This is a genomic window from Pseudomonas sp. TH34, assembly GCF_016650865.1.
Classification (GTDB): domain Bacteria; phylum Pseudomonadota; class Gammaproteobacteria; order Pseudomonadales; family Pseudomonadaceae; genus Aquipseudomonas; species Aquipseudomonas yamanorum.
This window is the reverse complement of the sequence record NZ_JAEKFB010000023.1, coordinates 223,588-245,061: the sequence shown is the minus strand read 5'-3', so window position 1 is coordinate 245,061 and position 21,474 is coordinate 223,588. Positions and strand designations below refer to the sequence as shown.

Sequence of the window (21,474 nt, the reverse complement as noted above, 5' to 3'; positions counted from 1 at the left end):
CGGGCAACGTCATGTGGCCAGTGTAAACCCGCGCCGCAAATCTTCGATCAACGCCTCCACATCCTCCAGCCCCACATGCAGGCGTATCACCGGGTTCAATCCACGGTCGACGGCGCTCTGGCGATCCTGTGTGTCGGCCAGGGTGACCAGGCTTTCATAACCGCCCCAGGATGCGCCAAGGCCAAACAGCTGCAAACCGTCGATAAAGCGCTCGACGTAACCGGCATCCGCACTGCTGAGTTCAAACGACAGCAAACCATTGCTACCACTGAAATCACGCTTCCACAGCGCATGCCCTGGATGCTCGGGCAAGGCCGGATGAAACACCCGCTTGACCTGCGGTTGCCCCTGCAACCACTGGGCAATCTTCAGCGCCTGGCGCTCGTGCACGTCCAGCCGGGAAGCCAGGGTGCGCGCGCCGCGCAGGATCAGGTAGGCATCGTCGGCACTCACCGCATTGCCAAAGGTATCGCTCATTTTCGCCAGGGCCGGCCATGCCGCTTCGGTGGTGCAGACGCTGCCCATCATCACGTCGCTGTGGCCGCCAAGGTACTTGGTCAACGCCATGATCGAGATGTCGGCACCCAGCGCCAGCGGGCGATACAGGTACGCCGAGCCCCAGGTGTTGTCCACCGCCAGCAAAATGCCCCGCGGCTTGCACAGTGCGGCTAGTGCGGACAGGTCGCACAACTCATACAGCAGCGAACCGGGTACTTCGGCGTAGACCATTTTAGTGTTGGCCTGCAGGTGCGCTTCCAGGCCGCTGCCATCCGGGGTGAAGTAGCTGACTTCGATGCCGAATGGCTGCAGGAACACCCGGGCCAGTTTGCGCACCGGTGAATAGACGGCATCGGTGATCAACACATGGTCGCCGGGCCGCAGGTAGGCCAGGAACGTCTGCGCCGCTGCGGCGAGCCCCGTGCCATACAACCGGGTGCGGTAGCCGCCTTCCAGTTCGGTGACCAGATCTTCCAGTGCAAACGCAGTGGGATTCCCGCGAGCGCCGTAGCTCAGGACCCGTTCACTGTCGCGCCGGGAGCGGGCGTCACGCATCTGGGCCAGGTTGTCGAACAGCACGGTGCTCAGGCGGGTGATCGGTATATTCACCGCCCGACCACCATTGCCACCTTCGGTACGCGCCGCGTGAATCAAGCGGGTACGCACGCGTGAAGCGGGCAACAACGGCTTGAGACTGGCGATTTCCGCTTCGCTCATCTGTGCCAACAGGCCGATTTCCCAAGCCAGGTATTGGCGGGCGGCGTCCTTGTTGCCGCTGTGGCGGTCATGGGTAAAGAACAAAAAGTCGATGCACTGATTGTCGGTAGGCGTCTGCGCGTCCTCGATCACCGGCAAACCTGCCGCCACCCATGCGGCATAGCCGCCGTCGAGCAAACGCACATCGTCGCCCAACCCCAGCGCGGCGAAAGCAGACAGCGCCGGATCATCCGCCAGCAGTACCAACGGGCGCGCACCGGCGGTCAACTGGGAACGGATCGACCAGCGCGAACCGGCAATCCGGCCCTTGCGATGGGTCATGCTCGGGCGCAGGTCCACCAGGTCCACGGCGTCGTCCTTCAGCGCATCGGCCAGCGCCTGCACCGAGATCAGCGGCAGCGCGTCAAAGGGCACGGCCTCTTTGACCTCCAGCGCCAATCCACTGTGGACGCCATCCTCCAGCACATAGGCCTCATGCCCCAACTGACGCAGCCAACTGGCAACAATCGGTGCACGCACACCATCACTGTCCAACAGCACCACCCGCGCCTGACGCACGCCGATGTACAGGTCGGTGGACTGGACCAACTGCCCGCCCGGCGTATGTTGCGCCCCTGGCAAACTGCCGGCGGCAAATTCTTCGGCGGTGCGCACATCACACAGGAACAGGCTGCGAGTCGGGTCCGCTGCCCATTGGCGAACCTGCTCCGCCTTGACACTGACCACCCCTGCCCGCTCCGCCAGTTGCCGGGCAGACTCGCGCTGTTGGCCCAGATCCGTCGAGACCTGATCGGCATAACGCCGGGCACTGCCATGCTCCAGTTTGAAATCCGCCAGGTACCAACCCTGGGTACCGTTTTCCAACGCATAAACCGGATTCTTCACACCGAGGTTGATCAACGTCTGCGCGCCGATAATGCTGCGGGTACGACCGGCGCAGTTGACCACGATCGGCGTGGTCTCATCCGGCACCAGGTCATGCACGCGGTAGCCCAGTTCACCGTTGGGGCAGCAGATGGAGCCTGGAATGGTCATCTTGCGGTATTCATCGAACGGTCGGCCGTCCAGCACCACCAGCGGCTCGCCCTTGGCTTGCCACTCCGCCAGTTGCTGCGCGGTGACGTGGGGCGTGTGGCTGGCTTCTTCCACCAACTCGCCAAAGGCTTTTGACGGCACATGCACCCCGGCAAACAGTTGCAGGCCAACTGCCTGCCAACCGTCCGCGCCGCCTTCCAGCACATGCACCTGGCCGTAGCCCAGCGTCTGCAAGCGCAGCGCCGTGCGCGCAGCCACATCGCCGCCGTCCTGGTCGTAAATCACCAGGCGCACCTGAGGGTTGGGCGCCAGGCGCTGCACCTCCAGTTCCAGGCGGCTATAGGGCAGGTTTACCCCGTGGAACAGGTGCGCCTCGCCGTATTGGCCGTGCTCGCGTAAGTCGAACAGGGCGATTTCCTGGCCGTCGAACAGCCATTGTTGCAATTGCCCGGGTGTGATGGTCTGGCTCATGGAAGTCCCGCAAAAAAAGGTGAGTTACTGCAAGGCCAACGAACGCTCGCCGGCGGCGACTTCACGTCCCTTGGCATAGGCCCGCTGGACCGCCGGGCGCGCCTTGATCCGCAGACGCCAGGCCTGGATGTTCGGGTAGTCCGTCAAATCCTGGCCCTGGCGCAGGGGCTGGATCCACGGGAAGATCGCCATGTCGGCCACCGAGTACTCCCCCGCCACATACGGCACCTCAGCCAAGCGCTGCTCCAGCACCCGATACAGGCGCGTGGCTTCGGCGTTCAGCAGGTCGAGGGCGAAGGGAATCGGCTCCGGCGCCTTCTCCTTGAACAGCTGCAACTGGCTCAGGTACGGTGTGATATGCCCCACCTGCCAGAACAGCCACTCCTGGACCTTCTGGCGCTCGGCGGTGCCGGCGGGCGGAAGGAAGCGCCCGGCCTTGTCCGCCAGGTAGTTCAGGATCGCCCCGGACTCGAACAGGCTCAGGGGTGCTTCAAGGCTGTGGTCGACAATCGCCGGAATCCGTCCATTTGCACTGATGCGCTGGAAGCTTTCCTGCTTCTGCGCGCCTTCGCGGATGTTGACCGGAATCAGGCGGTACTCCGCCTCCAGCTCTTCCAGCAGGATGCCGACTTTCAGGCCGTTGCCCGTAGGCCAGTAATACAGATCAATCATAAAAAACCCTGGATGAACGCTGATCCAATTGTGGGAGCGGGCTTGCTCGCGAATGCGGTGGGTCAGAAACGCATTCATTGGCTGACACACCCCATTCGCGAGCGAGCCCGCTCCCACATTTGATGTGTGTAGTGCTCAGGAATAGGCCCGGATTGAAGGCGCCATCTGCGAGGCGTTGTAGTTGAGAATCCGGCCGTCTGCTTCAACGCCATAACGGCCGTTGAGGGATTCCAGCGGCAAGCCGTACAGGTGAAAGTGCAAGGTCGCCTGCTCACCTTCAACACGAATCCCATGCAGGTCTTCACCGAGGAACGAGATAGAGGTGCCCGGCTGCACGACGACTTCTTTCTCAAGGGTCAGGGTGGTGAAGCCTTCCTCACGCCCTTCATCGTTGCGGCCATACACGTAATTGATTTCCTGGCCTTCAACGGCACTGATGATCGCCCAGGTTTCGTGGTTGTGAGGGATAGTGCTTTTGCCCGGCAGCAGCGAGTTCAGGTACAGGGTAGGCGTGTCGCCGTCGTCATTCAGGCGATAGCGGAACGCAGTGCTGCCCTGCCCCGGCACTGGCGCGGGGAATTCGTTGAAGTTGAACAGGTCCCGGCGCTCGGCCAGGGTTTCCAGCAGCCCTACAATTTCCACCAGGGCCGCGCGGTCTACGCCACGCTGGTTGATGACGCGGATCTGCTGCAGGAAGTCTTCGATAACGGCGGCACGGTTTGCGGTACTCATGACGAGGTTCCTCTTATTAGACAGACAGGGTGTAGCGGCTCAGGTTGGTCAACAGGTACGGATCGTTGGCGATCGGTGGCCGGCGGCCGGGATCGCCCAAGGCATGGCGCAGGAATTCCTGGGTGCGTTCGCTGGTGGGGCGCTGGAAGATCTGCTCGGCGCTGCCGTGCTCGACGATCACGCCGTTTTCGGTGAAGTAGACGATGTCGCTGATCTCTTCGGCGAAGCGCATTTCATGGGTCACCAGCACGCAGGTCATGCCCTCTTCGGTCAGCTCGCGAATGACCGTCAGCACTTCGCCGACGGTTTCCGGGTCCAGGGCCGAGGTCACTTCATCGAACAGAATCAGTTCCGGGCGCATGGCCAACGCCCGGGCAATCGCCACCCGCTGCTGCTGGCCGCCGGACAACTGGCCGGGATAGGCATCGGCCTTGTGTTCCATGCGCACTTTGGCCAACAGCGCCCGGGCGTCCTTCTCGGCATCGGCGCGGTTACGACCGAGCACCTTGCGCGGGGCGATCACCAGGTTTTCCAACACGGACAGATGCGGGAACAGGTTGTATTGCTGGAACACAAACCCGACGCGCTTGCGCAACTCGATGCGCTGGGCTTCCTGGGTCAGCGTGTCGACCCGGGTCTCGCCGACGCGGATGGTGCCGCGCTGGGGCTGCAACAGCCCGGTGATGCAACGCAGGATGGTCGACTTGCCCGAGCCCGACGGGCCGATGATCGACACCGCCTGGCCGCGATGCACGTCGAGGTCGATGCCCTTGAGCACCCGGTTGTCACCGAACGACAGCTGCAAGTCCCGCAGGCTGACCAGGGGTTCAATAGAAGGCATAACGGCGCTCCAGGCGTTGGGTCAAACGGGAAATCGGGTAGCAGTAGGCGAAGAACAGCACCAGCAGGCTCAGGTAGATCACCACGGTGAAGCCGGTCATGTTCACGGTGTTGCTGGCGATCTGTGCGGTGTCGATCACATCGTGCACGCCCACCAGCGAAGCCAGGGCGGTGCCCATGGTGACCACCGCATAGAGGTTCATCCACGGCGGCAACATGCGCTTGAAGCACTGGGGCAGGATGATCGAGCGGAAGATCTGGCCACGGGTAAATGCCAGTGAGCGTGCCGCTTCCCACTGGGTGCTGGGGATCGAGCCGATGGCGCCGCGAAAAATTTCCGCCACGTTGGCGCTGGCCGGCAAGGCCAGGCCGATGGTCACCTTGACCCAGTCCGGGAACGATACGTAAGAGCTGCCGATATGGATCTCGAACGGGAACACGTAGGTGGTGAAATAGATCAGCACCAGCCACGGCGCGTTGCGGAAAATCTGCACCCAGATCCGCGCCGGCAACCGCAGCAGGCGCAACGGCGACAGGGCCAACGCGCCCACCATCAGCCCCAGCAGCGAACCGAGACCAATCGCCACCAGGCTGATCAGGATGTTCTGGCCGAAACCAGTCACCAGCGCTGGCGACCATTGCAGCAACGCCGACAGCACCGGGAATGAATCAATGGCCATAACCGGGCATCCTCAGGCGCGCTTCCAGCCAGCGCCCCACACAATTGACGGTAAAACTCAGCAAGCCGAAAAAGCTCAGGATCAGAATCATCAGTTCCAGCACGTTGTCGCTCTGGGTCCAGATCATGATCGAGGCGTAGGTGATATCGCCCACGGCGATGGCCGAGGCCACGGCGGTCATTTTCACCAGGTCGATCAGGTTGTTGATCAGCGACGGCAAGGCGAAGCGCAGGGCCAACGGCAACTGCACATTCCACAGCAACTGCCGGCTGCTGAAGGCCAGGGAACTGGCAGCTTCCAGGGTCACGGAAGGTACCGCCTCGATGCCGGCGCGCAGGGCTTCGGCGTGGAACGCGCCCTTGTGCAGCGAGATCACGATCACCACCCAGGCAAACGGCGTCAGCGGGTTGGCCGCGCCGACGGCCTGGGTCAGCAGCATGTTCAACACCAGGAACGCGCAGTACAGCTGAACCAGCGTAGGCGTGTTGCGGGTCACTTCGATAAACACCCGCGCCGGCTTGGCCAGCCACGGGTTGCCTGAAGTCAGCAGTGTCGCCAGGCTGATCCCCGCCAGCAGGCTGCCGACGATGGTGAACAGGCACAACAGCACGGTGGTCAGCGCGCCCTGCTCCAGGGTGCCACGCTGATAGGCATCCAGCAGGAAGCTGTAGTTGAGGCCGATACCGGCGGCCCAGTGCACAAAAATCTCCAGCCAATGACTCATTCGACGCCCCGCAATTTGCCGCAGGCGACAGCAATACGGCGACCGGCCTCGGCCACGCTGTCGGTCGCGGTGGCGATGGACAGCCGAAACCACGGCGACAGGCCATAGGCACTCCCCGCTACACCGGCGACGCCCTCCTCCAACAGGTACGCGACGACATCACCATCATCGTTCAGCCGCTGACCGTCCGGGCGATAGCGGCCAAGCAAACCGGCGCAACGCACAAACACGAAAAAGCCGCCCTGGGGTTCGAGCACTTCCAGGCCGTCGACGGTGCCGAGGGCCATCATCAGCAGGTCCCGGCGCAGTTGATAGGCCGCTACCTGCTCGGCGAGGAAACCCAGCCCGCCGGTGAATGCGGCCAACGCGGCGGCTTGCCCGACAGAAGATGCGCCGGAGGTGGATTGCGACTGAACAACCGCCATTGCATTGGTCAAGGTCTGTGGCCCCGCGCCGAAACCGATGCGCCAGCCGGTCATGGCGTAGGTCTTGGACACGCCGCCTACCAGCAGGCAACGGTCCTGCAAATCCGGTGCGACGTTCAGCAGGCTCTGGGCCGGGCGACCGTCGAAACGAATGTGTTCGTAGAGTTCATCCAGCAGCACCAGCACCTGGGGATGGCGACGCAGCACCTCAGCCAGCGCTTGCAGTTCAACCTCGCTGTACACGGCGCCGCTCGGGTTGCCCGGGCCGTTAAGGATCAGCCAGCGGGTGCGCTGATTGATATGCTGCTCCAGTTGAGCCGGCAGCAGCTTGCAGCCCTGCTCCAGCCCGCACTCGATAAACACCGGTTCGCCACCGTTGAACCGCACGCTGTCAGGGAAAGACGGCCAGTACGGCGTCGGCACCAGCACTTGATCGCCGTCGTCGAGGGTGGCAGCGAAGGCGTTGAAGATGATCTGTTTCGCGCCGTTGGCGATCACGATGTTGGGCAGTGAATAGTCCAGGTGGTTTTCTTCGGCCAGCTTGCGCTGCACCGCGACGCGCAAGGCTTTCACACCGGGTGTTGGCGTGTATTTGGTAGCGCCCGCAGCGATGGCGGCGTAGGCGGCTTGTTTGATGTGCTCCGGGGTGTCGAAGTCTGGCTCACCGGTGGTCAGGTCCAGAATGTCGCGGCCCGCATCACGCAGTTCCGTGGCGCGGGATTTGGCCGCGGCGTTGGCCGACAGCGACACCCGCTGCACCCGCTTGGACAGGCGAACCGTCATGGCTGCACCTCCAGGACTTTGCCGGGGTTGAGCAGGTTTTTCGGGTCGAGGGCGCGTTTGATGCGGCGCATCAGGTCCAGTTCCACCGGGCTTTTGTAACGACCCAGCATGCCAACCTTGCGTTGGCCAATCCCGTGTTCGGCGCTGATGGAGCCGCCGTGGGCATGGGCGCTGTCGTGTACCAGCAAGCTCAATGCCGCGTAGTTGCGCATGTGCTCGTCCACCGTGGAACCCAGCGGATGGGCGACGTTGTAATGCAGGTTGCCGTCCCCCAGGTGCCCGAACGTGAAGTTGCGAACCCCGGGGAAATGCACCTGCAACAGCGCGTCGGTATGGGTAACGAAAGCGACGATTTGCGAGATCGGCACCGAGATATCGTGCTTCATATTGCGCCCGGCACGCTTCTGCGCTTCGCTCATGTTTTCCCGCAGCAGCCACAGCGCTTCGCTCTGCGCCAGGCTCTCGGCGATCAGTGCGTCGGCCAGCAGTGACTGTTCGAAGGCTTCACCGAGGACCGCTTCGAAGGCTTCGCGGGCGTGGGTTTCGCCGTGGTTGTCCGACAGCTCCAGCAAGGCAAACCAGGGTTGGCTGGCCTTGATGAACGGTTGCGGGCCTTCGGGAAACTGCTCGCGCAACAACGCCAGGCAATCGGCGCTGAGCAATTCGAATGCGGTGAGGTTTGCACCAAAACCGGCGCGTGCATGGGACAGGAACGCTACCGCCTGGGCCAGTTCATCAAAGGCCAGCAGCGCGGTGGCCTGGGCCTTGGGCAGCGGGAACAGCTTCAGGGTGGCGGCAGTGATAATGCCCAGGGTGCCTTCGCTGCCGATGTATAAATCCCGCAGGTCGTAGCCGGTGTTGTCCTTGCGCAGACCGCGCAGGCCATTCCAGATTTCGCCTTCGGCGGTGACTACTTCCAGGCCCAGGGTCAGCTCGCGAGTGTTGCCATAACGCAGCACCGCCGTGCCGCCGGCATTAGTGCCGAGGTTGCCGCCAATGGTGCAGCTGCCTTCGGCGCCGAGGCTCAACGGAAACAGGCGACCGGCTTCACGGGCCACGTCCTGGATGTTTTGCAGGATGCAGCCGGCTTCGACGGTCAGGGTGTCGTTGTCGGTATCGATCACGCGCACCCGGCTCATGCGGTCGAGCAACAGCAATACCGCGCGGCCGCTGGCGTCCGGCGTCGCGCCCGCCATCAGGCCGGTGTTGCCGCCCTGGACCACGATGGGCGCTTCCAGGGCCACACACGCACGTACCACGGCGGCAACTTCCTCGGTGTTAGCCGGGTGTACCACGGCGATCACCTGGCCGGTGTAGCGGCCCTGTTTGTCGGTGAGGTACTGGGGGGCATCGTCACTGCGCTGCACATGGGCGGCGCCGAGCAATTGCTGCAAGGTGGCGAATAGCGCTTCACTCATGGCTGTACTGCTCGTGCAAATCCCGCAGGGCTTGGGACGGGGCCATGCCGGTGCGTTCGCCGAGGGCGATCAACCAGCCGCTGCGATGCCAGTCACGCACGATAGCGTCGAGCCTGGCCTGGGTGTCGTGCTCGCCCTTGCGGATCCAGATCACGGATTTGGACGGGATCAAATCCCCCGGCAACGGGATTTCGTAGCCGGACCATTCAGCGTCGTCCAGCAGCGCGTGCATGGTCGGGCTGACGTGCACCGCCGCCACGCAGCCATTGCCGCGCAACGACAGCAGGGATTCGGACTGGCTGCGGAACGCCTTGATCTGCGCGCCATAGGTTTCCTGCAACGGCTTGATGAAGTTGCTGCCCTGGGACACGCACACCGGCTTGTCCTTGAGGTCGGCCCACTGGGTGATGCCGGCGCCTTTGCGGATCAACGCTGCGCCGCCGACCTCTTCATAGGGCGTGGGCACGTAGTCGAGAATTTCGGCGCGCTCGTCGGTGTACTGCATGTTGGCGATCAGCACGTCGACCTTGCCTTGTTGCAGGAACTGCACGCGGTTGGGCGCCAGTACCGAGACGGTCTTGGTCTCTACACCCAGCGCCTGGCCGAGGCCCTTGGCCAGTTCGACGTTGTAGCCCAGGTGCTCGCCGGTCTTGGGGTCGAGGGTGCCAAACGGCGGACCGCTGAGAATCACGCCGACACTGATGGCATGGCGTTGCTGGATCTTGTCGAGGGTCGCATCGGCGTGGGCCAGGCTTGCGCACAGTGCCAGGCCCAAGGCAGTCAGGGTTCTCAATGTCATGTGTCAGGCGCCCTTGAACTGTTTCTGCAACTCCACCAGCGCCGGGGACGCCGGGGTGATGTGGTTGCGGGTCTGGGCGTCGATCAGCCAGCCGCTGCGGTGCAGTTCCTTGATGATCGGGTCGAGCTTGGCCTGGGTGTCGTTCTCGCCGCGGCGAGTCCAGATCACCGACGGCGCCGGGTTCAGCTCGGGGCTGATGGCGCGGTAGTCCTTCCATTCGGCGCTGTCGTTGATCAGCGGGTTGATCAGGGTGGAGTCATGCACCGCCGCGACGCAGTTGTTGCCGCGCAGGGCCAGCAGGGATTCGGAGGAGCTCTTGAAGCCTTTGATCTGTGCGCCCAGCTCGGTCAGCGGCTTGACGTAGCTGCTACCCTGGGAGGTGCACACGGGCTGGCCCTTGAGGTCTTCCCAATGGGTGATTTTGCTGTCCTTGAGTACCGCTGCGGTGCCGCCGATCCTGTAGAACGGCGTTGGTACGAAGCCGAGAATTTCGCCGCGCTCGGCGGTCCATTCCATATTGGCAATCAGCAGGTCGACCTTGCCCTGTTGCAGGAACTGCACGCGGTTGGCGGGCAATACCGGCACCAGTTGCACTTCGGAATCCAATTGACGACCCAGCTCGTTGGCCAGGTCGACGTTCAAGCCCTTGGGCTTTTGGGTGGTGGGATCGATGCCGCCAAACGGCCCGCCGGACAGCAGCACGCCGACCACCAGCACATGGCGCTGTTGGATCTTGTCCAGGGTCGCGTCGGCCTGAACCACCGCGCTGCCGCCCAGGGCGATCAATGCGCCCAGGACCACAGGCAACCTTCGTTTTACCGCCGCGCGCACAAAACCCATGGAACTCCCCTCATTAGCGATCGGCGTACCCCGACCTGATGTGGGGGCATGCTAGGGAGAGTGCCGGGGCAACGGAAATTCAAATATCTAATATCGTTATAACTTCCGGTATATGGACGACCTCACTTTTGGCCATATACTCGTAATCATTGGACTCTGTAAAAATTCGACGCGACAACACATAAATATATGTAATGTTTATCTTCACGCCCCTGATATAAAAAATGCCCTGGAATGGCCATGTCGACCCTCGATCTCGAACTGCTCCGCACCTTTATCGCCGTGGTCGACCACCACAGCTTCGCTGAAGCCGGCACCCATCTCGCCCGCACGCAATCTTCCGTCACCCAGCATATGCAGCGCCTCGAACAGCAAGTAGGCGTCAGCCTGTTTGAAAAACGTGGTCGGCAAAAGCAGCTGACAGAACCTGGGATGCAGTTGTTGCGGCATGCGCGGCAGATGCTGTCGTTGAATGACGATGCACTCAACTCCCTGCGGGAAAGCAGCCTCAGCGGTGTACTGCGCATCGGCTCGCCCCACGACATCGCCGACACCATCCTGCCGCCGATCCTCAGCCACATCGCCCGCTCGGCACCGCGCCTGCGCCTGGAAATCGACGTGGGCCGCAGCCCGTTCCTGATGGACGACTTGCACCGGGGCAAGGTCGACATGGTGATCTCCACCCGCGCCGATGCCAACCTGGAAGGCTTTGCGCTGCGCACCTCGCCGGTGTGGTGGATTTGTTCGGCGCAATACATTCACTCGCCGAGCGAACCGCTGCCGTTGATTCTGGTGGATGAGCCGAGCATCTATCGACGCTATGCCCTCGAGGCGCTGGAGCGGGCGAACATTCCGTGGAGGCAGGCGTACCTGGCATCGAACCTGATCGGGATCAAGGCGGCCACGCGCGCAGGGCTCGGCGTGACCCCACGGAGCATGGAAATGCTCGGGCCGGACATGCGGGTATTGGGAGAGAACGACGGGCTGCCGAGGATGCCGGAGGTGACATATTACCTGTGGATCCGCCCGAACACGGCGAACCCGATTGCACGCAAGGCTTATGACCTGATCAGGGCCAGCCAGGGGCTGGCGCTGGGATGACGGTTATTGCTGGGTCAATTGGGTCCACAACGCGGGTGCGCCGGCGGACTTGGCGATCGCCTCAAGACGCGCCGCGTGTTCGGCCATGTCTTGCTCGCTGGCGCGAATAATCGTGGTGGGCTGACGATCCGCTGGCAGGCGGCGGATTTCCGAAGGACGGTTGCCCGAGCCTTCTGCCGAACCATTGCCGTCCGAAGCGTTACCGGCCAGGGACAGGCTGGTCTGGCCGCCGGTCATGGTCAGGTAGACGTCGGCGAGAATCTCGGAGTCGAGCAAGGCGCCGTGGAGTTCACGGCCGGAGTTGTCGACCCCATAGCGCTTGCACAAGGCATCGAGGCTGTTGCGCTGGCCCGGGTGACGCTCACGGGCCATCATCAAGGTGTCGAGGATCGAGCAGTGCCGGGTGATATCAGCCCGGTCGGTCGCGCCCATCAGCGCGAATTCGTTGTTGATGAAGCCAACGTCGAACGCCGCGTTATGGATGATCAGCTGCGCGCCGTTGATGAACTCGAAGAACTCATCGGCCACTTCGGCAAACCGTGGCTTGCCCACCAGGAATTCGTTAGTGATGCCGTGGACGCCAATGGCGCCCTCATCACTTTCCCGATCCGGTTGCAGGTAGACGTGGAAATGCCGGCCGGTGAGGCGACGGCCCATCAGTTCGACACAGCCGATTTCAATGATCCGGTGGCCGTCGGTCACCGGCATGCCGGTGGTTTCGGTATCGAGTACAACAGATCGGATGGCCATCAGGGTTCAGCTCTCAACGGTTTGGTACATTTCAAGGGGCGGGATATTAGCACGACATGTCCTGAACGACCCAGGGCTGGCCAAATGAAGCCCATGTGCGACAGTTTTTAACAAGAATTAGCAAACCTTATAAAGTCTGCACGAGGTGCCGTTGATAGCCTGCGCACCCCCGACTTGCTGCAGACGCTAACCCATGACCTCGCGTAAATCGTTGCTGCCCTTCGTTTTGCTGACCGGCGCCCTGAGCACCAACACCCAGGCCACCAGCTTCGTGATGACCACCGACGCCTTGGTCAGCCTGAGCATGAGCGCTACCAAAGGCACCAGTTCGTCCTTCAAGGATGACAAAGTGGTACTGGCCGCCAAGACCGACGCTGCCGCCTTTGTCGCCAGCGACGGAGTGATCAGGGGTGTTCAGCTGGAATCGGCGCTGGAACATATTCGCCTGGCGCTCAAGGACGAACACTACTCGGACGAGCAGTTGGCCAGGGCAATCCTCGTCATGTAAGGTCACAGCCGCCCCGACCTTCAGCGAGAGTAACAACAGGTGACCCCCAACCGCCGCGCCATCGCCTTGATCATTACCGTATTAATGATCGCGGGCTGCACATCTGCCCCCACTGGCACGCCCGATAAATCGCTTCCGCTGATCGTTGCACACCGTTCGGGCACCGCGGATTATCCGGAAAACACCTTGCCGGCCATCGACAACGCCTTGAAAAATGGCGTCGACATGATCTGGCTGACGGTTCAACTGAGCAGTGACGGCGTCCCCGTTCTCTATCGCCCTGCCGACCTGAGCGCGAATACGCAAGGCAGTGGGTCCGTCGCCAAACAAAGCCTGGAACAATTGCAGCAGTTGAATGCGGGGTGGAACTTCAAACTCACCGATACCCGCGGGCAGGTGACCTATCCCTACCGCACGCACGCCGCTCCGGTGCCTTCATTGCAGCAAGCACTGGACAGGATTCCCGCTTCAATCCCCGTCATTCTCGATATGAAAGCCTTGCCTGCTGAAGCGCAGGCCAACGCCGTTGCCAGTGTGCTGAAACACAATCATGCGTGGAACCGGGTGCTGATCTACTCCACCGATGCCAGTTACCAAACCGCTTTCGCGCGCTTCCCTCAAGCTCGGCTATTTGAATCCCGGGACGACACACGAAACCGCCTGGCAGCCGTCGCCCTGGCACAGAGCTGCCGTCCGGTACCACACGCTGGCAGTTGGGTGGCGTTTGAGTATCAGCGAAAAGTCGAACTGGTGGAGACGTTCACCTTGGGCGAAGCACGCTCACCCGTGAATGCCAAGCTATGGACGCCACCGGCGATCAACTGCTTCCAGTCCAAGGGCAAGGTCAACATTCTGGCGATTGGAATCAACAGCGACGATGATTACCGGGCAGCAGCGTGCCTGAAGATCGACGCCGTGCTGGTGGACTCACCGCGGGCAATGCGGGATGTGAAGCAGCGGCTCGAATGGCCGCTGCAGTGCAACTGATGGTCAGCTTTGCTTGTAGCCGCGCACTTCATCCACGCCGCGATTGGCCAGTTGGTCGGCCCGCTCGTTGCCGGGATGGCCGATGTGCCCGCGCACCCATTTCCAGGTGATGTTGTGGCGGTTGCATTGTTCATCGAGCAACTGCCACAGGTCGGCATTTTTTACCGGCTCCTTGGCGGCGGTTTTCCAGCCGCGCTTCTTCCAATTGACCATCCACTCGTTGATGCCCTTCATCACGTATTGGGAGTCGGTCACCAGCAACACGTCGCAACGACGCTTGAGCTCTTCCAGGCCGCGGATCGCCCCCATCAGCTCCATGCGATTGTTGGTGGTGTTGGCTTCGCCGCCCCACAGCTCCTTCTCCACGCCCTTGCACACCAGCAAGGCGCCCCATCCGCCGGGGCCGGGATTGCCCTTGCAGGCGCCATCGGTGAAGAGTTCTACGGTATCGGTCATTTCACTGTCCATTAAAGCGGGATCCATCAAAGCGGGTTGCCGATAATCGACCGACAAGGGCCCGAGGTCGAGAGACTCGACCTGAAATCAAAAAAGGTTTTTTACTGTTCGCTCTGCTTGCGATTGACCTTGGCCATGGGCATCGGCACGAGCTTGCCCATTGGTTCGCGGCGTACCTGACGCACCGGGCGCAGGCCAACGACGATCTTGCGCGCCACCAACAAGTAGAAACCACCGCCAGACAATTGCCAGGCACCGGCCCTGCGTTCCCAGCCGGCCAGCCGGCCTTGCCACTTGGCAGACGCAAGCGGCGGACGATAGCACCCGAAGCGGCGTTTCTCCAGCGCAAAGCCCAGCAGGTTCAACCAATCGCCGACGCGCGACGGCGAGATGCAGCGCGCCTGGCGCAACCCGTCGTGGGCGAACACATGGCGCAAACCCCAACTGCTCCAGGGGTTGATGCCGATGATCAGCAAATGGCCACCTGGGCGCACACTGCTGGCGGCTTCGCGCAGCAAACCATGGGGCGACAGGCAGAAATCCAGGCCATGCTGCAACACCACCACGTCGGCCGCATGCTCGCTCAACGGCCAGGCCTGTTCCTCGCACACAATCTCGACACCCGGCAACGGCGCCCCCAGGCGCACATTGCGTTGTACCTGGGGCGCCGCCGGCGGGGTTTGTGCCGACGGGCCGTAATGCACCAGGTAGCCACCAAAGAACCGACCCAGCTCGTCTTCGAGCATGCGTCGTTCTTCATCCAGTAAAAATTGCCCGACAGGCCCGGACAGCCATTCACGGGCGGCACTGATCAGTGCCAGCCACTCGGGATCGGCCTGGGCGAACGCTTTATCAGTCATTGCATTCTCCAACGCGCCAAGAAGCTCTAAGATGCACCAATGTGTTCAGCTTGGCGAATCAAAGAATGATACAGATCAGTGCCCTGCCCGCCTTCACCGATAACTACATCTGGTTGTTACAGGATCAGCCGAACAAGCGCTGCGCGGTGGTCGATCCCGGTGATGCCGCGCCCGTACTGGCCTGGCTCCAGCAGCATCCGGACTGGACCCTCAGCGATATCCTGGTGACTCACCATCACCACGATCATGTCGGCGGCGTCGAGCAACTGAAAAGTGTTTCAGGCGCCACGGTCTACGGCCCGGCGAACGAAAAAATCCCGGCGCGGGACGTCGCACTCCAGGACAACGACCGCATCAACGTGCTGGGCTGGGACTTCGAGGTGTTTGCCGTGCCCGGGCACACCCTGGGCCATATCGCCTTTTATCACGAGGGCGTGCTGTTCTGTGGTGACACACTCTTCGCCGCCGGTTGTGGCCGGCTGTTCGAAGGCACCCCGCAGCAAATGCACACCTCCCTGGAACGCCTGGCGGCACTGCCGGCCAACACGCTGGTGTACTGCACCCATGAATACACACAAAGTAACCTGAAGTTCGCCCAGGCCGTGGAACCGCAAAACGCGGATATCGCCGAACGGGTGGAGAACGTGCGGCAACTGCGGGCGAACGGCGAGATCACATTGCCTTCAACCCTGGCCCTGGAAAAACTCACTAACCCCTTTCTGCGGACCTCTGAAACATCCGTTAAAGAAAAAGCGGACGAACGGAATGGCCGGGATAACCAGGCCGGGAGTGAGGTATTTGCTAGCTTGAGGTCGTGGAAAGATACGTTCTAAGTGGAAGGATTCTGATACGTAATTTCTGAATGGTTGACCGGAACCAAAGCGCTTTCTAGAATCGCCCGACATTTTTGCCCGGAACTTACTTCCAGCCAATGTCGTCATCTATTCGTAAAACCAACCATTCAGACGCATTGACCCGCCTGGCTCAAGCCGTGGCGGTGGCTGTGTCCGCTACTCTGGCGGGCTGCCAATCGACCAATTTTGCCGCACAATCCACCGTGCAACCCAAGCCAAACCTTACCGCCAAGATCAAGCAAAAACCCATTTGGCTATCAGAGAAGCCAAGCCCGGAAGTGCCCCAGGATGTCTGGGAACGCATGCGCCGGGGCTTTCAATTGCAGGACGGGTTAGGCGTCAACCCGCGCATTGAACAGCAACGATTGTGGTTTGCCAGCAACCCATCCTTCCTTGAGAACGCCGGCGAACGCGGCAGCCTCTACATTCACTACATCGTCGAACGCCTTGAAGAACGCAACATGCCCCTGGAGCTGGCGCTGCTGCCAGTGATTGAAAGTGCCTACAACCCAATGGCCTATTCCCGCAGCGATGCGGTGGGCCTGTGGCAGTTCGTTCCCGCCACCGGGCGCTACTTCAACCTGCGCCAGACCCGCGCCTACGACGGCCGCCGCGACATCACCGCCTCCACCACCGCCGCCTTGGACTACCTGACACGTCTGCATGACATGTTCAACGGTGACTGGCTGCTGGCGCTTGCGGCCTATAATGCGGGCGAAGGCACGGTCAGCCGGGCCATCGAACGTAACGAGAAGCTCGGCTTGCCGACGGACTACTGGAACCTGCCACTGCCCCAGGAAACCAAGGACTACGTGCCCAAGTTCCTGGCGCTGTCCCAGGTGGTGCTGGCCCCCGAGGCGTACGGTGTCAACCTGAACCCGATTGCCAACACGCCCTACTTTGAAGTGGTAGAAATCAAAACCAGCATGGACCTGTCACGGGTCGCCGCGCTGGCCGAGATCGACGAAGACGAACTGTTCCAGCTCAACCCGGCCTTGAAGCAGCGCACCACCCTGGACGGCCCGCAGCATTTGCTGGTGCCGACTTCCAAGGCGCAGTTGCTTGCCAGCAGCCTTTCGGCGATGAAGCCCGAAGAATTGCTGAGTATGCGTCCGAAAAAGCCGGTGTTCGACGACGTTGAGCACAAGGCCATCGCCGGTCGCACCCGCAACTACAAGGTGCGCAGTGGCGACAACCTGACGTTGATTGCCAAGGCCAACAAAGTCGATGTGCATGACCTGCAGCGCTGGAACAAGCTCAATGGCCAGGCGCTCAAGGTTGGCCAGACCCTGGTGATGCAGGACACCCGCAAGCTGGTGGCCAAGGCAGACAGCAAGAAGCCGGTGCAATACAAGGTCAAGAAAGGCGACTCGCTGTACATCGTTGCAAAGCGCTTCAACGTCGAGATGCAACATCTCAAGCGCTGGAACCCGCGCACTGGCCAGGCGTTGAAGCCGGGCCAGATGTTGGTGGTTTCCGGACCGAGGTAAGCAGCAAACACAAGGGGGAACTGGCAACAGTTCCCCCTTTGTTCTTCACCCCGCCAACCCACACCCAAGCCTGTAGTCTCCCTCCTGCGGCGCCAGCCTTTTTCCAATCGGAACAAGCTGTTACTGTACGGCTCATAAAGCCCAAGCCGCCTGGATCGGATCTCTGACTTGAAGCGTCCCCTCCTTCTACTAATAAGTCTGGCCTTGAGCTTTTCCGCGAACGCGACCATCACCGAGAGCCACGGTTATGCGCAGTTCGGCACGCTCAAGTACCCGGCCAAATTCACCCACTTCGACTGGGTAAACCCCGCAGCGCCCAAGGGCGGCACTTTGCGGGTCATGGCCTTTGGCACGTTCGACACCCTCAACCCTTACACCTTCAAGGGTTCCAGCCCGGTCTCTACCGCCAACTTTCTGCAATACGGGGTCAACGAGCTGAATGAGCCGTTGATGGTCGGTACGGGCCAGTACGCCCCTTCCGGCGATGAACCGACTTCCAGCTACGGCCTGATTGCCCAATCGGTGGAGTACAGCGAGGACCGCAGCTGGGTGGTGTTCAACCTGCGCCCCGAAGCGCGCTTCCACGATGGCAAGCCGATCACGGCCTACGACGTGGCGTTTTCCTATCGCACGCTGCTGACCGAAGGCCACCCGCAATACCGCACCAACCTGCAGGAAGTGGCCCGGGTCGACATTCTTAACCGGCACCGCATTCGCTTCGTGTTCAAGCGCGCCGGCAACCCGTTACTGATCCTGCGTCTGGGCGAGCTGCCAGTATTGCCCCAGCACTACTGGAAAAACCGTGACTTCAAGGCCACCACCTTCGAGCCCCCACTGGGCAGCGGACCTTACCGCATCACAAAGGTCTCGCCGGGACGGCAACTGGTGTTCGAACGGGTCAAGGATTACTGGGGCAAGGACCTGCCGGTCAACCGTGGTTTCTATAACTACGACAAGGTCGAGGTGGAGTTCTACCGCGACAGCGACGTGGCCTTCGAAGCCTTCAAGGCCGGCGAGTTCGATATCTATATCGAGCACCAGGCGAAGAACTGGGCCAACGGCTACAACTTCCCGGCGGTCAACCGGGGTGATGTGATCAAGGCGCAGATCGCCCACCAGATCCCGACCCAGAGCCAGGGCCTGTTCATGAACAGCCGGCGCCCGGCCTTCAGCCAGGCCAAGGTGCGTGAAGCCCTGGGCTTGATGTTCGATTTCGAGTGGACCAACCGCACCCTGTTCAGCGGCGCCTATAAACGCACCCTCAGCTATTACCCCAACAGCGAATTCTCTGCCACCGGCGTGCCCACCGGCCATGAGTGGCTGATGCTCTCACCCTATCGCGACCAACTGCCCGCCAACCTGTTTACCCAGGCCTTCAGCCTGCCCCAGACCGACGGGCGCGGCATCCCCCGGGACACCATGCGCCGCGCTCTCGCCTTGCTTGCCGAAGCGGGCTGGAAGCTGTCAGGGCAACGGTTGCTTAACAGTGACGGGCAGCCCCTGCGCCTGGAAATCCTGCTGGTGAATCCGAACCTGGAGCGCATCCTGCAACCCTATGTCGAAAACCTGACAAGCATCGGCGTCGATGCCCGCTTGCGCACGGTAGACCGCGCACAGTACAAACAACGCCTCGATCAGTTCGACTTCGACATGATTCTGATGACCCTCAACCAGACCCTCAGCCCCGGCCTTGAGCAGTGGCAGTACTTCCACTCCAGCCAGGTGGGGATCAAGGGCAGCAAGAATTACGCAGGCATCGCCAACCCGGTGGTCGACCATCTGCTGGACCAACTGCTGGCGGCGCAAACCCGTGAAGAACAATTGGCAGCCGGCCGGGCACTGGACCGCGTCCTGCTGTGGCAGCACTACAGTATTCCCAACTGGTACCTCAACTATCATCGCCTGGCGTACCGCAACCGGTTCGCCTTCGTCACCACGCCGCCCTACAGCCTGGGCCTGAGCGCATGGTGGCTGAAAGCTTCGGAGAAAGCCCAATGATGCCTTTGCGTACTGCGATCCTTGGCAGCCTGTTGTTGTGCGGCGCGGCCAATGCGGCCCCACAACATGCCCTGACCCTCTATAACGAACCACCCAAGTACCCCGCCGACTTCAAGCATGTCGACTATGTAAATCCCGACGCACCCAAGGGCGGTACCTTTCGCGAATCCAGCATGGGCGGCTTCGACAGCCTCAACCCGTTCATAAGCAAGGGCGTGCCGGCAGACAATATCGGGCTGATCTACGACACCCTTGCCCAGCAAAGCCTGGACGAACCCATCACCGAATACGGCCTGGTGGCCGGCAAGATCGAAAAGGCCCCGGACAACAGCTGGGTACGCTTCTACATTCGCCCCGAAGCGCGCTTTCACGACGGCCACCCGATCCGTGCCGAAGACGTGGTGTTCAGCTTCCAGACGCTGATGAAGGACGGCTCGCCGATCTACAAGACCTACTACGCCGACGTCGACGAAGTGGTCGCCGAGGACCCGCTGCGGGTGCTGTTCAAGTTCAAGCGCACCAACAACCGCGAACTGCCGCTGATCCTTGGGCAACTGACCGTGTTGCCCAAGCATTACTGGGAGGGCCGCGACTTCTCCAAGGGCAACCTGGAGATTCCGTTGGGCAGCGGCCCGTACAAGGTGGCGGAGGTCAAGGCCGGGCGTTCGGTCCGCTACGAGCGGGTCAAGGACTACTGGGCCAAGGACCTGCCGATCAACAAGGGTTTCTACAACTTCGATTACCGCGTCACCGATTACTACCGCGACAACACCGTGGCCCTCGAAGCCCTCAAGGCCGGGCAGTTCGATTACTGGCTGGAAATCAGCGCGAAAAACTGGGCCAACGCCTACAACACCCCCGCCGTTGCCCAGGGCCGCCTGATCAAGGAAGAAATTCCCAACGGCAACCCTACCGGGATGCAGGGCTTCGTGTTCAACACCCGCAAGCCGATGTTCCAGGACGTGCGGGTGCGCAAGGCCATCAGCCTGTTGCTGGACTTTGAATGGAGCAACAAACAGCTGTTCAATGGCGCCTACACCCGTAGCCGCAGCTATTTCGAAAACTCCGAGATGGCCGCCACCGGCCTGCCCGGCCCGGATGAACTGGCGATTCTTGAACCGCTGCGGGACAAAATCCCGCCCCAGGTATTCACCGAAGCCTTCGAGCCGTCGAAGACCGACGCCAGCGGTATGATCCGCACCCAGCAGCGCGAGGCCTATCAGTTGCTGCAAGAGGCCGGTTGGAAGATCGTCGACGACAAGATGGTCGACAGCACCGGCAAACCGGTGACCATCGAGTTCCTGCTGGCCCAGACCGAGTTCGAACGCATCCTGTTGCCGTTCAAGCGCAACCTGGCAGACCTGGGGATCGACCTGGTGATCCGCCGGGTCGACATCTCGCAGTACATCAACCGCATCCGCTCCCGGGATTTCGACATGGTGGTGGGCAGTTTCCCGCAGTCCTCTTCGCCAGGTAACGAGCAGCGTGAGTACTGGAAGTCATCCAGCGCCGACAAGCCCGGCAGCCGCAACTACATCGGCCTGAAAGACCCGGCCATCGACCAACTGGTGGAAGAACTCATCGACTCCGACTCGCGCAAGAGCCTGGTGGCCCACGCCAAGGCACTCGACCGCGTGCTGCAGTTCGGCTACTACGTGATCCCCAACTGGCACATCAAGACCTTCCGCGTGGCGTATTGGGACCACCTCGGCCATCCGAAGGTCTCACCACGGTATGACGTCGGCACCGCCACCTGGTGGAGCAAACCCGACGCGAAACCTGCGATAACCGTGGACACCAACCAGAGCGCCGATCCGGCGAGCGGGGGCGACTGAG

The 21,474-nt window shown here is 61.6% G+C and carries 20 protein-coding genes; 7 read left to right on the top strand and 13 right to left on the bottom strand.

Annotated features, from left to right (window positions below; all coding sequences use genetic code 11):
• Positions 1–9: 9 nt before the first annotated feature.
• From metC to JFU58_RS19360, 10 genes are all read right to left on the bottom strand, one after another.
• Positions 10–2,721 (bottom strand): cystathionine beta-lyase, encoded by a 2,712-nt coding sequence (metC, locus tag JFU58_RS19405; RefSeq protein ID WP_201141670.1) that lies wholly within the window; start codon positions 2,719–2,721, stop codon positions 10–12.
• A 24-nt stretch (positions 2,722–2,745) separates the two neighbouring features.
• Positions 2,746–3,393: a glutathione S-transferase family protein gene (locus JFU58_RS19400; RefSeq protein WP_201141668.1), complete on the bottom strand. Its 648-nt coding sequence runs from the start codon at positions 3,391–3,393 to the stop codon at positions 2,746–2,748.
• Between the two features lie 135 nt (positions 3,394–3,528).
• Positions 3,529–4,125 carry a cysteine dioxygenase family protein gene (locus JFU58_RS19395; protein WP_063030760.1) on the bottom strand — a complete coding sequence of 199 codons (597 nt, stop codon included), beginning with the start codon at positions 4,123–4,125 and terminating at the stop codon, positions 3,529–3,531.
• A 16-nt stretch (positions 4,126–4,141) separates the two neighbouring features.
• Positions 4,142–4,966, bottom strand: a complete 825-nt coding sequence (locus tag JFU58_RS19390) for an amino acid ABC transporter ATP-binding protein (protein ID WP_003207489.1) — start codon at positions 4,964–4,966, stop codon at positions 4,142–4,144.
• A complete protein-coding gene (locus tag JFU58_RS19385) occupies positions 4,953–5,645 on the bottom strand; it encodes an amino acid ABC transporter permease (protein ID WP_063030764.1) in 693 nt (230 codons plus the stop codon). Before JFU58_RS19385 ends, JFU58_RS19390 begins: the two co-directional genes overlap by 14 nt.
• On the bottom strand, positions 5,635–6,369 hold the full coding sequence (locus JFU58_RS19380) for an amino acid ABC transporter permease (RefSeq protein WP_093197565.1): 735 nt from the start codon (positions 6,367–6,369) through the stop codon (positions 5,635–5,637). The genes JFU58_RS19385 and JFU58_RS19380 overlap by 11 nt, the downstream gene beginning before the upstream one ends.
• The gene (locus tag JFU58_RS19375) at positions 6,366–7,577 is read right to left on the bottom strand and encodes an aminotransferase class I/II-fold pyridoxal phosphate-dependent enzyme (RefSeq protein WP_063030769.1); all 1,212 of its coding nucleotides are present in this window, start codon (positions 7,575–7,577) and stop codon (positions 6,366–6,368) included. Before JFU58_RS19375 ends, JFU58_RS19380 begins: the two co-directional genes overlap by 4 nt.
• A complete protein-coding gene (locus tag JFU58_RS19370) occupies positions 7,574–8,995 on the bottom strand; it encodes an FAD-binding oxidoreductase (RefSeq protein ID WP_201141666.1) in 1,422 nt (473 codons plus the stop codon). The genes JFU58_RS19375 and JFU58_RS19370 overlap by 4 nt, the downstream gene beginning before the upstream one ends.
• Positions 8,988–9,794, bottom strand: coding sequence for a transporter substrate-binding domain-containing protein (locus JFU58_RS19365; protein ID WP_177026742.1), 807 nt, complete (start codon positions 9,792–9,794; stop codon positions 8,988–8,990). The genes JFU58_RS19370 and JFU58_RS19365 overlap by 8 nt, the downstream gene beginning before the upstream one ends.
• Before the next feature lie 3 nt (positions 9,795–9,797).
• Positions 9,798–10,634: a transporter substrate-binding domain-containing protein gene (locus tag JFU58_RS19360; protein WP_201141664.1), complete on the bottom strand. Its 837-nt coding sequence runs from the start codon at positions 10,632–10,634 to the stop codon at positions 9,798–9,800.
• 240 nt (positions 10,635–10,874) lie between these two features.
• Here JFU58_RS19360 and JFU58_RS19355 point away from each other — a divergent pair, with 240 nt between their 5' ends.
• Complete coding sequence (locus JFU58_RS19355) at positions 10,875–11,735, top strand: LysR substrate-binding domain-containing protein (protein WP_003207477.1); 861 nt, start codon at positions 10,875–10,877, stop codon at positions 11,733–11,735.
• Between the two features lie 3 nt (positions 11,736–11,738).
• On the opposite strand, the gene dnaQ is transcribed toward JFU58_RS19355, so the two are convergent.
• Complete coding sequence (gene dnaQ / locus JFU58_RS19350; RefSeq protein WP_167410183.1) at positions 11,739–12,479, bottom strand: DNA polymerase III subunit epsilon; 741 nt, start codon at positions 12,477–12,479, stop codon at positions 11,739–11,741.
• Positions 12,480–12,678: 199 nt separating this feature from the next.
• Here dnaQ and JFU58_RS19345 point away from each other — a divergent pair, with 199 nt between their 5' ends.
• Together JFU58_RS19345 and JFU58_RS19340 are read left to right on the top strand one after the other, a co-directional pair.
• Positions 12,679–12,993 carry a DUF2388 domain-containing protein gene (locus JFU58_RS19345; RefSeq protein ID WP_063030774.1) on the top strand — a complete coding sequence of 105 codons (315 nt, stop codon included), beginning with the start codon at positions 12,679–12,681 and terminating at the stop codon, positions 12,991–12,993.
• A 66-nt stretch (positions 12,994–13,059) separates the two neighbouring features.
• Positions 13,060–13,980, top strand: coding sequence for a glycerophosphodiester phosphodiesterase family protein (locus JFU58_RS19340; RefSeq protein WP_242488282.1), 921 nt, complete (start codon positions 13,060–13,062; stop codon positions 13,978–13,980).
• Between the two features lie 3 nt (positions 13,981–13,983).
• Here the strand turns inward: JFU58_RS19340 and rnhA are convergent, their stop codons facing one another.
• Both rnhA and JFU58_RS19330 read right to left on the bottom strand, forming a co-directional pair.
• A complete protein-coding gene (gene rnhA, locus JFU58_RS19335) occupies positions 13,984–14,436 on the bottom strand; it encodes a ribonuclease HI (RefSeq protein ID WP_003207474.1) in 453 nt (150 codons plus the stop codon).
• A gap of 101 nt (positions 14,437–14,537) precedes the next feature.
• Positions 14,538–15,296: a class I SAM-dependent methyltransferase gene (locus JFU58_RS19330; protein ID WP_017477562.1), complete on the bottom strand. Its 759-nt coding sequence runs from the start codon at positions 15,294–15,296 to the stop codon at positions 14,538–14,540.
• Between the two features lie 65 nt (positions 15,297–15,361).
• On the opposite strand from JFU58_RS19330, the gene gloB reads away from it, so the two are divergent.
• The 4 genes from gloB to JFU58_RS19310 all read left to right on the top strand — a co-directional run bounded on the left by gloB (position 15,362) and on the right by JFU58_RS19310 (position 21,473).
• A complete protein-coding gene (gene gloB / locus JFU58_RS19325) occupies positions 15,362–16,129 on the top strand; it encodes a hydroxyacylglutathione hydrolase (protein ID WP_063030775.1) in 768 nt (255 codons plus the stop codon).
• A gap of 98 nt (positions 16,130–16,227) precedes the next feature.
• Positions 16,228–17,640 (top strand): lytic transglycosylase domain-containing protein, encoded by a 1,413-nt coding sequence (locus JFU58_RS19320; protein ID WP_063030777.1) that lies wholly within the window; start codon positions 16,228–16,230, stop codon positions 17,638–17,640.
• A 168-nt stretch (positions 17,641–17,808) separates the two neighbouring features.
• The gene (locus tag JFU58_RS19315) at positions 17,809–19,638 is read left to right on the top strand and encodes an extracellular solute-binding protein (RefSeq protein ID WP_177026746.1); all 1,830 of its coding nucleotides are present in this window, start codon (positions 17,809–17,811) and stop codon (positions 19,636–19,638) included.
• Positions 19,635–21,473 carry an extracellular solute-binding protein gene (locus tag JFU58_RS19310; RefSeq protein ID WP_093197592.1) on the top strand — a complete coding sequence of 613 codons (1,839 nt, stop codon included), beginning with the start codon at positions 19,635–19,637 and terminating at the stop codon, positions 21,471–21,473. The genes JFU58_RS19315 and JFU58_RS19310 overlap by 4 nt, the downstream gene beginning before the upstream one ends.
• The last annotated feature ends 1 nt before the right edge of the window (position 21,474 follow it).

Excerpts from the sequence above, each read along its gene's own strand:
- JFU58_RS19395 (WP_063030760.1), bottom strand. The coding sequence starts at position 4,125 with ATGAGTACCGCAAACCGTGCCGCCGTTATCGAAGACTTCCTGCAGCAG.
- JFU58_RS19390 (WP_003207489.1), bottom strand. The coding sequence starts at position 4,966 with ATGCCTTCTATTGAACCCCTGGTCAGCCTGCGGGACTTGCAGCTGTCG.
- JFU58_RS19355 (WP_003207477.1), top strand. The coding sequence starts at position 10,875 with ATGTCGACCCTCGATCTCGAACTGCTCCGCACCTTTATCGCCGTGGTC.
- JFU58_RS19365 (WP_177026742.1), bottom strand. The coding sequence starts at position 9,794 with ATGACATTGAGAACCCTGACTGCCTTGGGCCTGGCACTGTGCGCAAGC.
- JFU58_RS19385 (WP_063030764.1), bottom strand. The coding sequence starts at position 5,645 with ATGGCCATTGATTCATTCCCGGTGCTGTCGGCGTTGCTGCAATGGTCG.
- JFU58_RS19320 (WP_063030777.1), top strand. The coding sequence starts at position 16,228 with ATGTCGTCATCTATTCGTAAAACCAACCATTCAGACGCATTGACCCGC.
- JFU58_RS19370 (WP_201141666.1), bottom strand. The coding sequence starts at position 8,995 with ATGAGTGAAGCGCTATTCGCCACCTTGCAGCAATTGCTCGGCGCCGCC.
- JFU58_RS19400 (WP_201141668.1), bottom strand. The coding sequence starts at position 3,393 with ATGATTGATCTGTATTACTGGCCTACGGGCAACGGCCTGAAAGTCGGC.
- JFU58_RS19330 (WP_017477562.1), bottom strand. The coding sequence starts at position 15,296 with ATGACTGATAAAGCGTTCGCCCAGGCCGATCCCGAGTGGCTGGCACTG.
- JFU58_RS19360 (WP_201141664.1), bottom strand. The coding sequence starts at position 10,634 with ATGGGTTTTGTGCGCGCGGCGGTAAAACGAAGGTTGCCTGTGGTCCTG.
- rnhA (WP_003207474.1), bottom strand. The coding sequence starts at position 14,436 with ATGACCGATACCGTAGAACTCTTCACCGATGGCGCCTGCAAGGGCAAT.
- JFU58_RS19345 (WP_063030774.1), top strand. The coding sequence starts at position 12,679 with ATGACCTCGCGTAAATCGTTGCTGCCCTTCGTTTTGCTGACCGGCGCC.
- gloB (WP_063030775.1), top strand. The coding sequence starts at position 15,362 with ATGATACAGATCAGTGCCCTGCCCGCCTTCACCGATAACTACATCTGG.
- JFU58_RS19380 (WP_093197565.1), bottom strand. The coding sequence starts at position 6,369 with ATGAGTCATTGGCTGGAGATTTTTGTGCACTGGGCCGCCGGTATCGGC.
- JFU58_RS19310 (WP_093197592.1), top strand. The coding sequence starts at position 19,635 with ATGATGCCTTTGCGTACTGCGATCCTTGGCAGCCTGTTGTTGTGCGGC.
- metC (WP_201141670.1), bottom strand. The coding sequence starts at position 2,721 with ATGAGCCAGACCATCACACCCGGGCAATTGCAACAATGGCTGTTCGAC.
- JFU58_RS19375 (WP_063030769.1), bottom strand. The coding sequence starts at position 7,577 with ATGACGGTTCGCCTGTCCAAGCGGGTGCAGCGGGTGTCGCTGTCGGCC.